The sequence below is a fragment of the Collinsella sp. UBA1693 genome, assembly GCF_002320115.1.
GTDB lineage: Bacteria > Actinomycetota > Coriobacteriia > Coriobacteriales > Coriobacteriaceae > Collinsella > Collinsella tanakaei.
In genome coordinates this window covers 229,371-242,017 of record NZ_DCJT01000010.1, presented here as the reverse complement: position 1 = coordinate 242,017, position 12,647 = coordinate 229,371, and the positions used below count along the sequence as shown (strand labels likewise).

General features: G+C 62.7%; 11 protein-coding genes. 5 read left to right on the top strand and 6 right to left on the bottom strand.

The genetic code is table 11. The annotated features are described in order from the left end of the window. Nucleotides 1-251: 251 nt before the first annotated feature. From B3H65_RS10480 to B3H65_RS05455, 4 genes are all read right to left on the bottom strand, one after another. Nucleotides 252-728, bottom strand: a complete 477-nt coding sequence (locus B3H65_RS10480) for a GNAT family N-acetyltransferase (protein WP_414630710.1) — start codon at nt 726-728, stop codon at nt 252-254. Beyond that, nucleotides 725-997, bottom strand: coding sequence for a DUF1778 domain-containing protein (locus B3H65_RS05465; protein ID WP_009140962.1), 273 nt, complete (start codon nt 995-997; stop codon nt 725-727). Before B3H65_RS05465 ends, B3H65_RS10480 begins: the two co-directional genes overlap by 4 nt. A gap of 310 nt (nt 998-1,307) precedes the next feature. After that, the gene (locus tag B3H65_RS05460) at nt 1,308-1,541 is read right to left on the bottom strand and encodes a hypothetical protein (protein WP_286684445.1); all 234 of its coding nucleotides are present in this window, start codon (nt 1,539-1,541) and stop codon (nt 1,308-1,310) included. 172 nt (nt 1,542-1,713) lie between these two features. Beyond that, nucleotides 1,714-2,490: a DUF1016 N-terminal domain-containing protein gene (locus B3H65_RS05455; protein WP_286684444.1), complete on the bottom strand. Its 777-nt coding sequence runs from the start codon at nt 2,488-2,490 to the stop codon at nt 1,714-1,716. A gap of 965 nt (nt 2,491-3,455) precedes the next feature. On the opposite strand from B3H65_RS05455, the gene B3H65_RS05450 reads away from it, so the two are divergent. Both B3H65_RS05450 and B3H65_RS05445 read left to right on the top strand, forming a co-directional pair. Next, nucleotides 3,456-5,114, top strand: a complete 1,659-nt coding sequence (locus B3H65_RS05450) for a carboxypeptidase M32 (RefSeq protein WP_286684443.1) — start codon at nt 3,456-3,458, stop codon at nt 5,112-5,114. A gap of 276 nt (nt 5,115-5,390) precedes the next feature. Next, the gene (locus B3H65_RS05445) at nt 5,391-6,356 is read left to right on the top strand and encodes an SPFH domain-containing protein (protein WP_286684442.1); all 966 of its coding nucleotides are present in this window, start codon (nt 5,391-5,393) and stop codon (nt 6,354-6,356) included. A 132-nt stretch (nt 6,357-6,488) separates the two neighbouring features. Here the strand turns inward: B3H65_RS05445 and B3H65_RS05440 are convergent, their stop codons facing one another. Continuing rightward, on the bottom strand, nt 6,489-7,526 hold the full coding sequence (locus B3H65_RS05440; RefSeq protein WP_278563526.1) for a DMT family transporter: 1,038 nt from the start codon (nt 7,524-7,526) through the stop codon (nt 6,489-6,491). 209 nt (nt 7,527-7,735) lie between these two features. Here B3H65_RS05440 and B3H65_RS05435 point away from each other — a divergent pair, with 209 nt between their 5' ends. After that, nucleotides 7,736-8,092 (top strand): hypothetical protein, encoded by a 357-nt coding sequence (locus tag B3H65_RS05435; protein ID WP_286684441.1) that lies wholly within the window; start codon nt 7,736-7,738, stop codon nt 8,090-8,092. Here the strand turns inward: B3H65_RS05435 and B3H65_RS05430 are convergent. Beyond that, nucleotides 8,053-8,529, bottom strand: a complete 477-nt coding sequence (locus B3H65_RS05430; protein ID WP_286684440.1) for a hypothetical protein — start codon at nt 8,527-8,529, stop codon at nt 8,053-8,055. The genes B3H65_RS05435 and B3H65_RS05430 overlap by 40 nt on opposite strands. Before the next feature lie 517 nt (nt 8,530-9,046). Here B3H65_RS05430 and B3H65_RS05425 point away from each other — a divergent pair. Together B3H65_RS05425 and B3H65_RS05420 are read left to right on the top strand one after the other, a co-directional pair. Further along, nucleotides 9,047-12,094 (top strand): insulinase family protein, encoded by a 3,048-nt coding sequence (locus B3H65_RS05425; RefSeq protein WP_286684439.1) that lies wholly within the window; start codon nt 9,047-9,049, stop codon nt 12,092-12,094. Nucleotides 12,095-12,103: 9 nt separating this feature from the next. Then, nucleotides 12,104-12,616: a DNA-deoxyinosine glycosylase gene (locus B3H65_RS05420; protein ID WP_286684438.1), complete on the top strand. Its 513-nt coding sequence runs from the start codon at nt 12,104-12,106 to the stop codon at nt 12,614-12,616. Nucleotides 12,617-12,647: the final 31 nt, after the last annotated feature.

Sequence of the window (12,647 nt, the reverse complement as noted above, 5' to 3'; positions counted from 1 at the left end):
CCAAGTCCGAGATGGCAGAGATCCTCACCCGCATCGCCTTCTACGCCGGCGACCCCGCATGGGCCGCCTTCAAGATGGCTAAAGAGGACGCCATGGGTTCGGAACGGCAGGGCGAACTAGAACATGGCCTCGTCGATGCGGCGGACGGTCTCGCGGTAGTCGTAAGTCGGCGGGGTCCAAGGGGCGGCAGCGCGGCTGAGCCGAACCCCATGCGCACCCCTCATTTCAAAAGAACCATACCCGCATTCGATCTACAGTTTGATGGCCATACGGCCCGAATCTCCTATGCGGCTGAACCCGAAACGGGCATAAAACGCCGCCGCCGAATCGTCCACGGGATCGACCACGAGCGCCCGAGCACCGGCGATCGCTGCGACCTTGGAGGCGTTGACGATCGCATCGCGTAGCAGGGCGGCGCCAAGCCCTATTCCTTTAAAATCGTCGTCCACGCCCAACATCCCCAGAAGCACGGCGGGGACCTGGGAGGGGGCGTTGCGGGAGAGCCATCCCCCGCCGATGTCGGACCGCACGACGGAATGAGTGCTCAGCGCATAGAAGCCTGCCACGCGCCCGGCGCAGCGCGACACGTAGACCACGGCCGTTCCCCGCACGCGAGCGGTTGCGGCATGGCGCGCGGCCCACGAATCAACGATTTCGACGCCGCAATGGAAGCCCTCTATGCCCTCCCCCGCCGCAAGCTGAACGGGCCGGGAGAACCCAGCCGTCATGCCCAGATCTCCTCACGGGCCAGGAGCTCGCGGGTCGACTCCGGTAGCGGGGCGTCGAGCATCGAGCAGAACTCCTCGAACGCGGGCCCCGTGAGCCGCGTAAGGCGCGCTGCCTCTATATCTGCTGCCGCCGCCTCATCGAGCTTGGAAGTCGACCACTGCGTGAGCGTCTGGCCCCTGAGCGCCGCCGCCTCCTCATAATTGGCTCGCTGGGAGCTGGTGAGCCTCAGGTCCATCCTGCAGGGCTTTTCCAAAGCGGGCGCTGCCATGTCGTCCCCCTCTTTAAGCGTGACATTTGTACGGAATTACTACGTACGATTGTAGCGCTGAGGGACCAGCGCGTCCACATGGCGTTGCAGCGAGCACCATATACGGCATGGAGCCGAGCATTCTGGATCGAACGCCTGCCCGCTGGAATTCGACACCTTCGTCGCCGGCATTGCAAGCATCCTCAGACTGCGGGATTTGTAGCGAGCACACGGGAGCAAGGTGCGCTCCATTGGATCGGTGCCCCTTCTCGGACCATCGATGAAGCATCAGTTCGCTTACGCAACAAGCGCTAAACACGGCGTACGCTGGCTAGCCAAGCGAGATAGAAAAGCGCTTCTCAAGATCCGCGATGTCCCACTCATTGGGCAGCACCCATGTGCTGTCGACGATGACCACCTCAAGCTCGTCCCAGTCGCGCGCGAGGCAGATGCCATCGGGCAGATCAGCGGCGATGAGGTCCCCAATAGACGGAAACGAAACCCAGGCACGCTCGCCATTCCCATAGGCCTGGAATATGGCACAATCCTCATCCTTGATAACCATGTAGTCATGAGGCCGCTCGCCAAAAAAACTGAAGCTCGATCTCGTCGCTGCCGGGGAGCGCGTCATAAAGCGCCATGAATGCATCTATGGGGATCATGAGCCGCCTCCATACTCTGAACGCGCGCCGATAAATTGCACACTGTCCATTTTAAATTGGCCTTAATGATAGACGCTAAAATAGATAACTGACATTGCAGGAGTCTTGCGACTGCAAGCGCACTGGCGCTACTTCGCGTAGCAACCTTTCTCGGGAAACACCCCGTCCGCCTGGATATGGTACGCGATCTTCGATTGAGGCTGAACGCCTAGATGTCGATGCCGCTAGGATCGCGATGCGTCGCGTTCGAGCAGTTGCGTTCTCGACCATCTGCTGTTCGATCTCATGCTCCTGGTGGCCCTGCCTGGTGGTGATGAAGTCGAACACGTACGGGTCTTTGAGCGCCTGTTGGGCAAGTTCGCTCTCCGGTGCGGGCAAGGTGCGAGAGAAGTTGGTCACCTTGCCGGCAAGCTTCTGGCGCTCGTAGAGCCGCAAATCGATCTGATGGTCAAGGACCACACGCGACCAGCCATTTTCGATAGTCGCGTTCAGGTACCACAATCGCTCTTCCCCGGGCTCGGTCTTGTCGAGGGGCAGCATCATATGACCCCATGGAATTGTGCAGCAACTGCTGCACAATTCAGAATCCACCTCACGAGCGAACTTTGCCATGTACTTGAGACTACGGACCGAGAATCCCCTGATGCCGGGGAATGCAGCCCTAATGTCCTTCGACAGAGTTTCGATGTATTTGTTGCCCCACTCCGAACGCGCCACAAGCTCGTTGCCTATGAGCCAGTACATGCGAATCATCTCTGCAGAAGCCTTCTGCGCCGCATTCGACCGCGTGGAAGAGATGACCTTGACCACACGACTAAGAGACTCTTTGTATTCACCCGTGTTCAGCGACATTGCAGATCATCCAGTTTATAGACTGTGCAACGAATGGCACACAATGTGGCACCCAGCTCAGGCGAGCATAGCACGCCGACCGGATATAACATCGCACCTCAATCTCACCGGAAATGAGCTTGGGAAGCGAGCGCTTAGGAGCGTTACCTCCAGATGCGATGATGCGTTCCCTCTGCCTCACTTACCCCCGATACGCAAATCCGCTCAACAAGCGACATCGCCCGCGCCCGCGATAGCCGCTCTCCGCCCATGCTACGGCGATATCGGTCTATTGGGATCAGCCCTGCGCTCGGGGTGGCGCCACTACAACCATCAGAACGACTTCGGGGGCTTCGAACCCGAGGAGCGCGCCTAGTTAGGGGCGTAACCGGCGTGCCTGTTACCCACTTTGTCGTCAAGGAAGGCGACCTGGCGGCCTACGGACAGGGCAGGCTGGGAGTCGACGGCATTCGCCAGGGCATCGAGATGGCCAGCTAACCCCATTCGACAAACCGCCTCCGCTGGGGATGGCAGCTGAGGGCCACGAGGCGGGTGCTTCAGGGCCGTGCATACTCAAAACGGCCCTCTCCGCCATGACCATCGCAAAGAAGGGCCTCGATGGGGGCAAGATTCTAGAGATAGATTGGAGACATAACTAGCATGCCCGTCTCTTAGAATTCACTTGCACCTTGCCCGACTGCCGCCGTGCCGCCCTTTCTGCCAAAGATAAAGCCCTTCTCGCGCAAAAACTGGGGCCTGCGGACCTTGCCTTACCCACCTCGTGGTCCTCAACTGCCACAGCGACCGGCAACGGTTTCCAGCGCCCTTTTATCTATGCATTGTTGAAATGTAGGCACCCGCCTGACCTTGCACTATGCTGGGCGCGCATGCATAGCACCCGACAGCGCTTTCATAGACAGTTTCCCCGCCCGCTGGGTACACTCTCAATCGTCAAACAAACCCCCACGTACGCGCCAGGAGGCACCATGGGTAAACACAAAGATGACTGCACCTGCAAACACGACCATAAGCATGAGCACAAGCACGGCGAATGCTGCGGCAAGCACGAGCATAGGCACGAACACGGCGACGGCGATTGCTGCTGCCACGGCCACGAAGAAGGCCATGTCTGCCAGGCGCCCAAGCGCGCCGAGGAGTTCCGCGCCCTGCAGCGCGAGCTGTGGACCCGCTCTTACCTGCTAAAGATCACCGAGTTCGACGGGGCCACGGTTGCACCGGAGAACGCCGCCCCCGCCCGCGGCGAAGCGATGGCCGCGCTCGCCGGCGAGCACCACCAGATCCTCACCAGCGAACGCGCCCAAAAGCTGGTCCATAAGCTCAACAAGGCACTCTCCAAGGGCAAGCTCGACGACGCCCAGCTCGCCGACGAGGTCCGCGTCTTCGAGCGCGACCAACGCGAGGCCATGGCATTCCCCCAGGAAGAGGTCGAGGCATGGAGCCGCCTCACGTGCGAGGCAGACGCCGTGTGGCACAAGGCAAAGCTCGCCAATGATTGGGATTCTTTCGAGCCCTACATCGACCGCATGGTCGATGCGCTCAAGCGCCAGGCGGGCTACCTCGACAGCTCCCGCGATCCCTACGACGTCTGGCTGGACCAGTACGAGCGCGGCATGGACGCCGCCTCTTACGACAAGTTCTTCTCCCAGGTCCGCGAAACCGTGGTTCCACTGGTCCGCGATATCGCCGAGCGCGGCGAGCAGCCCCAGGCGGATTTCCTCACCGCGCGCGTGCCGGAGAGCGTCCAGCGCAACCTGTCCTTCGACCTTATGAAGCTGGTTGGCTTGGACATGGCCTCCACCACCCTGGCGTTTACCGAGCATCCCTTCTCGGAGGGCTTCAGCGTGGGCGATGCGCGCGTGGCGACGCACATCTACGAGGACAACCTCATGAGCAACGTCTACTCCGTCATCCATGAGGCCGGCCACGCCATCTACGAGTTGGGCGTCGACCCCGCCTACGCCTTCACCTGCCTTGAGGGCGGCACCTCCATGGGCATCCATGAGAGCCAGAGCCGCTTCTTCGAGAACACCGTCGGCCGCTCCCGCGCCTTTATGGGCCCCCTGCTCGCGCTGCTTCGCAAGCACGCGCCGGAGGTCTACAACAACGTGGACGAGGATGCGCTCTACCGCGCCGTCAACATCGCCCAGCCCTCGCTCATCCGCACCGAGGCAGACGAGCTCACCTACCCGCTGCACATCATGATCCGCTACGAGATCGAGCGCATGCTCTTCTCCGGCGAGGCCACGGCCAAGGACGTTCCCGCCCTGTGGGCGCAAAAGACCAAGCGGTACCTTGGTCTGGACGTTCCTACCCACACCGAGGGCGCCCTGCAGGACACCCACTGGTCCGGTGGCGCGTTTGGCTACTTCCCCAGCTACGCCCTGGGCAGCGCCTACGACGCGCAGTACGTTCCCGCCATGCGCGCAGCGGGCATCGACCTCGAGGGCGCCTGCGCATCCGGCGACCTGGCCCCGGTGCGCACCTGGCTGGGCGACAACATCTGGCGCTTTGGCCGCGGCAAGGACGCACCCGAGCTCATCGCCGGCGCTTGCGGCGCCCCCTTTGACGCCACGTTCTTCTGCGATTACCTCTCCACCAAGTTCCGCGACCTGTACAAGCTCTAGAAACACGGCAGTACGGCGCTGCTGTTTTTCGCCGCATCAGCTTGCGTCTTTGGACGAGCATCGCTTTGGGCGGCCCCGCGCGGGTCGCCCTTTTCTTTGGAACGCGACGGCGAACGGCACCGTGAAGCGGCGAGCGGCAGATGGCATTTCTCACCGATGCAAATGGGTATCCTGTTGCCTAACGTAGACCGTTCTGAAGCCGAGCGGCGCCCGCGACGCCCCGTAGCCAGCGCGCGGCACCGTCCTTGAGCCCAGAACCCGTTCGAAGGAGCACCTATGCTCTACGCAATCTTCAACCTCTTTGGCGGCCTTATAGGCCTCGTCCTCATCCTGCTTGTGATCGCAGCGCTCACCGGCAACGTCTTCTTTGTGGTCAAGCAGCAGCACGCCGTCATCATCGAGCGCCTGGGCAAGTTCCACCGCATCGTCGGCGCGGGGTTCCACGCTAAGATCCCCTTCATCGACCGCAAGGCCGCCACGGTAAGCCTTCGCACCATGAAGAACGGATTCGATATCGACGTGAAGACCGAGGACAACGTCACCATCGGCCTGGAAGTCTCCGCCCAGTACCACGTCAGCTATGACATGGGCTCCGGCCCCGCGGATTCAGGCGTGTACAAGAGCTACTACATGTTGCAGCAGCCCGTCGCCCAGATGCGCGACTTCATCACGGACGCCCTGCGCTCCTCCATCCCCGTCTACACGTTGGACGAGGTCTTTGCCAAAAAGGACGACATCGCCAAGGACGTCAACGCCACCGTCTCCGAGCAGATGGACGCCTACGGCTTCACCCTGGTCTCCACGCTGATCACCAAGATCGCGCTGCCGGCGGAGGTCGAGGATTCCATGAACCAGATCAACGCCGCCCAGCGCACCAAGGCCGCGGCGCAGGACCTGGCCGAGGCGGACCGCATCCGCCGCGTCACCGAGGCCAAGGCGGAGGCGGAGGCCATGGAGAAGGCCGGCGAGGGTATCGCCAACCAGCGCAAGGCCATCGCCCTGGGCATCAAGGACTCCCTGGAGACCATCCAGGAGACCGGCGTTGGCAACGACGAGGCCAACCAGCTGTTCATGTTCACCCAATGGACCGAGATGATGAGCGAGTTCGCCAAGAGCGGCAAGGCCGCGACGGTGGTGCTGCCCACGGACTTCCGCGACTCCACCAGCATGTTCGAGCAGATCATCACCGCAGACCAAGCCGGCGAGGGCATCAAGGTTCCCGCCGTGGACCCAACCGAGTAGCACCTCGCCCGCTCGCGCAAGGTGACTCCCGGCGTCAAGCGCGCCAAACGGCAACGGCCCCGATCTCGCAATGGAGGTCGGGGCCGTCTTTTGCACAAACGCCTATTTAGACGAGTATTCGCCAGCACGCTCCTACGCCGTCAGGAACACCATGAAGATGATGAGGGCGAAACCGATGATGTCCGTGGGAGCGAAGAAGGTGCCCAGGAACAAGGCGCTGGTCACCGTGGCGGAAACGGGTTCCACCGTACCCAGCAGGCTGGCGCGCACAGAGCCAATGTCCTTCACGCCCTGCAGGTACAGCGCGTACGCCAAACAAGATCCCACAAAGATCAGCACCAGCAACGCGCCCCAGCCCACGCCGTCCAAAGCGGGCACGTTGTTCCACGGCTGGATAAAAATCGAGCTCACAATACCCGAGATAAACATCGCCGTACCCGTAACGATGGCGGAACCGTAGATGGGCAGAATGCTGGTGGGAATGATGGACATGCACGCAGCGCCCACCGCGGCGATAAGTCCAACCGCCAAGCCCTCGGGCGGAATCGCCAGCTGGGTGGGGTCGCCACCCGTAGCGATAAGGTACGTGCCGCCAAATGCCAAAAGCAAGCCGGCAAGCTCGCGGCGACGCGGCAGGCGCCGCACGGTCACGCACGTGTACGCCATAATCAGTACCAGCTGCAGGCATTGCAGCACCGTGGCCGTTCCAGCGTTGGTAAGGCGCACTGCCAACAGGTAGAAGAACTGATTGAAGAACACGCCGAACGCGGCGAGCATCAGCAACGTCTTAAGGTGCTTGGGCGTGGTGAGCAACCCGAACAGACGCTTACGGTCGAACATCAGCACCACAATCAAAAATGTGGCGCCCGCAAGAATCTGGCGCATGCAGGTGAGCCACATGGTGTCGATGTCGTAATTCTCAAATAAAAAGCTGGCGCACGTGCCCGAGAATCCCCAAAACGTACCGCCGGCGAGCGTCGCGACAACGCCCACCAGCGCTTGGCGGGCCGCCTTATCATTCAGACGTTCACGCCATGCCTTACGCTGAGCACGCGACATGGCGTCGCGACCGTCAGACGGCACGCGCTCCTCGTCCGCCGCTTCCTCGGCAATAGCCTCCGCGGCATGCGCCCCTGTCTGATTCTCCGGCCCGGCGAGCTTGCTTGTCATGCGATTCTTCTCCCATCATTCGTCCCCATAGGCGTCCACCATATCGCACAACCACGCACTGCAACAACACCAAAAAGCAAGGTCACGGCAAGTTTTTTATAGCGCCACCCAAAACGATGCACCACGCTAAAGCATATACTGGGACAAGAAGGACACGAGTCCGACGCCCGCCCAGCTCGAACGCCGCCCATCGGCAAACGGAGGATAACATGGACCGCACCATGCAAGAGGCCATCGATATCATCGCAAGCGATTCCGCCATCGGCGAGATCGTGGACGAGCGCCTGGCGCAGGCGAGCTCCTATCACCGCGAAGCGCTCATCTCCCTCAAGAAACAAGAGATCTCATCCGCGCTCCAGCTCAACGTCTCCCCCAACAGCTGGCTTGTCGGCGCCCTCAAGACGCTCACCCAGCAAGACGGCAGCTTCGCCTACCCTCCCGCGGTCCTCGCCTCTGCTCTGGGCTGCAGCGAAGACCTCGTCCAAGCGACGCTCGACAACGTGGACGAGGTGCCGCTCGAAGATCGCTACCCGCTTGCCGTATCCGCCGCCGCGACGTCCTCGTAAAGATCGACCTCGATCGTGGTGGGCGTAAGCATGGAGCCGCGGCCGCTCGGACGGTTGACGCTCGCGCCGTAGAACGCGAACTCGTTCTGCCTCCACCCGCCAGAGAGGTCGTCGAGGACCTCGCCGAATGAAAGTGCACCGGCCACAACGGAGAACGCCGCCATCGCGCCGCAAAACACCACAAGGGCGGCCGAACCGGTATGCTTATACGCTATGGGGTTCTTCTTGCGGTAACGGCGATAGCAAACGGCCACCGCGACACAGGCGATTGCGAGCGCAATTCCAACCACGCCGGTCTCGTCCGCAGAAGAAAGCGCCCCCATGGCAAAGACAAACGCCACGCCGTAGCAAAGAGATCCCAGGACAACGCCCTTGAGCTCCCTGCCAAGCTGGACGGGTCGATATGGGATCGATGCAAGCGCTGCAAATAGAGGCACGGCGTGAAGAGCGCCATCGAGATGCCAAACAGAATAAAGCCAACGCCAACGGACGCGCGGTTATACAGCCCCGCCGCGCCAATGCTCGTGCAAAACCGGCTGTACACAAGCGTGCCCAGGGCGGCGAAGAGAAACGCGCAGCCAACCATGGCGACGACCGCCTGGCCGCGACCCTCCGCAGTGGTAAAGCGCTTCATCTGTAAAACCCCTATCGATATCGTTGGTTATCGCAGGATACCATCGCGCTTCAAGCCGCAACACCCTGTTTCGGCGGCGGGTACCAGGTGACGCCGACAAACGGTGGCAAAAACAAGAGCCGTGAGCATTCCGCAAGCACCGCCAAGGCCCAATTGTCCCCGCACTGCAACCACGCACCCTCTAACGGGTAAGCTATGCCTTAGGCAAATTCACATCGGATCGCATCGCCGCGAGCGCCAAGCGCGTGCATGCCGCATAACGCACGCCGCGCGCCGCAAGCCCCGCCGCCCGCGACCCGCCACCGCAGAATAGGAGCACCATGACCGCATCGCAAACCGGCGCCATCCAGCGCGCCGCCGCGCTTCTGGGCAAAAACCCCGTCCTCCACGGCTTCACCGTCCTTAGCGACCAAGACGTCCCCGAGCTCGACGCCCACGCCTACGTCATGCGCCATGACGCATCGGGCGCGCGCCTGCTGTACCTGCCCTGCGAGGACGAGAACAAGTCGTTCTCCATCGGTTTCAAGACCCCGCCCGCAGACGACACCGGCGTCTTCCACATCCTGGAGCACTCGGTTTTGTGCGGCTCCGAGCGCTATCCCGTCAAGGAGCCCTTCGTCGACCTCATCAAGAGCTCCATGCAGACGTTCCTCAACGCCATGACCTACCCGGACAAGACCGTCTACCCGGTCGCCTCCACTAACGAGCAGGACCTCATGAACCTGGCGAGCGTCTACATGGACGCCGTGCTCAACCCCGCCATCTACACCAAGCCCGCCATCTTCGAGCAGGAGGGCTGGCACTACGAGCTGGACGTTCCCCAGGGCGGCCAGCTTGAAGACGGCACCCTGCGCTACAACGGCGTGGTCTTCAACGAGATGAAGGGCGCCCTTTCCGACCCCATGGACGTGCTGGACAACGCCGTCACCGCGGCGCTGTTCCCCAACACCGCCTACGCGCACGAGTCCGGCGGCAACCCGCGCGCCATCCCGCAGCTAACCTACCAGGACTTCCTGGATAACCACGCGCGCCACTACAACCTTGCCAACAGCTACATCACCCTCTATGGCGACCTCGATGCCGATCGCATGCTCGCGTTTTTGGACGATGAGTTCTTGTCGTGCGACAACGCCGCCTCGCGCGCGTGCGCCGGCGACCCCAACCCGCTCGAGCGCCAGGAGCCCGTGGTCTGCGACTATGCTTCCATCCAGATGGACACCACGCCGGAGAACGCCCTGGTAGGCATGGCCTACGTGCTGGGCGACGCCCTGGATCGCAAGCGCATCGTCGCCGCAGACCTGTTGATGGACTCCCTCATGGGCTCCAACGAGGCCCCCGTCAAGAAGGCCATCATGGCGGCCGGCTTGGGCGGCAACGTCACCTACTACACCGCCGGCGACATGCTGCAGCCCTACGGCCTCATCATGTTGCAAAACGCTAAGCCGCAGGTGGCGCGCCAGCTTCGTCAGATCATCCAGGACGAGTGCCGCCGCCTGGTAGAACAAGGCGTGCCGCGCGACCGCCTGGAGGCGGCCATCTCCAACGACGAGTACGACCTGCGCCAACGCGACTACGGCATCGCCGACGGCGTCGCCATCTCCTGCGACGTCCTGAGCACCTGGCTCTACGACGATGACGCCGCCACCCTGGCCCTTAGCTACACCCCCATCTATGCAGAGCTGCGCCGCGAGCTTGACGGCACCTACTTTGAGGACCTGCTGCGCGACCTGGTGCTCGAGAGCGACCACAACGCGCTGGTAGAGCTCATCCCCACGGGCGCCGCATCCGCCGCGCTCGACGTTGACGCCGCAGATGCCGCGGATGAGGACGAGCTAGAGAACGCCGACCTCGAAACCGGCGCCCCCTCAGCCGACGCCGGCGAGGCAGCAGAGCTCGCAGCCATCAAGGCATCCCTTACCCATGAGCAGCTGCAGCAGATCGTGGACGATGTCGAGCGCCTGCGCGCCCAGCAAGAGGCGGAGGACTCGCCCGAGGCCAAGGCAACGCTGCCGCGCCTGCACGTGTCGGACATCGGCCCGGCCCGCTCGGAGCCCAAGCCCGTGCTGGACGCCAACGCGCCGCTGCCCTGCCTCAAGCACAACATCCCCACGCATCGTTTGGCCTACGCGCTCACCTACTTCGATATCTCGCACCTGAGCTACGCCGAGCTGCCCTACGTCACCATCCTCTCCCGCCTGATGCAGCAGCTGGCAACCAAGCGCCGCAGCGCCGCGGAACTGGATAGCTATATCGATTCCAACCTTGGCTTCCTCTCATTCCGCGCAGAGGTCATCAGCCAGCCCAACTGGAAGCTCGCCGCACCCAAGCTCACCGTCGCCGCCGGCGCCCTCTCCGAGAAAATCGATGCCCTGGCGCAGATCCCCGCCGAGGTCTGGAGCGAGACGCTCTTCGAGGATATCGACCGCATCCACGATGTACTGGTCCAGATGCGCATCGGCGCAGAGCAGAGCTTCCTCAACGCCGGCCACGCCGCCGCGCTGGCACGCGCCATGAGCTACGTGTCGCCCGCCGCCGTAGTCGCCCAGCAGCTTTCCGGCGTAGACTTCTACCGCTTCTTGCGCGACCTGCTCGACAACTTCGATGAGCGCAAGGAAGATCTTGTTGCCAAACTGCAGGAGCTCCAGACGCGCATCTTCACCTCCACCAACACCGTGACCAGCTTCACCGGTTCGGACGAGGACTACCAGCGCTACTGGGAGGTCGCCGGCAACCTGGGCCTTACGCCCCGCACCGCCCCTGCCAAGGAGCTCTACGTCCCCATGCCGGAGCCGCGTCGCGAGGCCTTCATCATCCCCTCGGACGTGTGCTACGTTGCCCGCAGCACCGACCCCCGCGTACTCGACATCCAGATGGACGGTACCTGGGCCGTTGCCGCGCAGGCGGTCACGTACGAGTACCTGTGGAACGAGATCCGCGTCAAGGGCGGCGCCTACGGCTGCGGCTTCCGCACCATGATGGACCGTCAGCTGGCCTTCTACACCTACCGCGACCCGGCGATCGACCCCTCTCTGGAGCGCATCGCGCGCGCCGGCGAGTGGCTCAGCACCTTCGAGCCCACGCGGGATGCCTTCGAGGGTATGGTGGTCAGCTGCGCTTCCGGCTTTGACGCGCCCATCAAGCCCTACGCGCTCACCAAACGCCAGGACAACGAGTACTTTGCCAAGCGGCCCGCCAACTGGCGCCTTGAACTGCGCGAGCAGCTGCTCAAGGCAACGCCCGAGGATCTGCGCCAGCTTGGCAAAACCGTCACGCGTGTAGCGGAGGCCGCTCCGGCATGCGTCTTTGGCGGGCGCGACATCATCGAAGCATCGCACGCGGACCTGGTGCCCGTGGACCTGCTCGCTTAGCCGCTGCACATGGAGGCCAGGCGCGCCATCCATACCATAGAGCCCGTTTTCGACGAGTCCTCGCGGGTGCTGGTGCTGGGCACCATGCCCTCGCCCGCATCCCGCGAGGTGGGCTTTTACTATGGCCACCCCCAAAACCGCTTTTGGCGCGTAATGGAGAGCCTTTACGGCTTAGCAGACCATGCGCTGGACAAGAACGGGCCGCGGCGCGCCTTCTTGCTGCAGCGCCACATCGCGCTGTGGGACGTTCTGCACTCCTGCACCATCGCGGGCGCCAGCGACGCCAGCATCGCGGAGCCGGAGCCCAACGACCTCACCCGCATTCTGGACGCCACCCTCATCCAGCACGTCTTTTGCACCGGCGGCAAGGCGGCGGCGCTCGCCAAGCGCTTTGACGGCTCGCTGCTGCGCGAGCGCGGCATTCCGCTAACCGCCCTGCCCTCTACCAGCGCCGCCAATGCCCGCATGCGCCTGCCGCAGCTGATTGAGGCATACAGCCCCATCCGAAGGATTACTTCCTAGACCTCAGGCGCAAAACGAGCAATGAACCCAG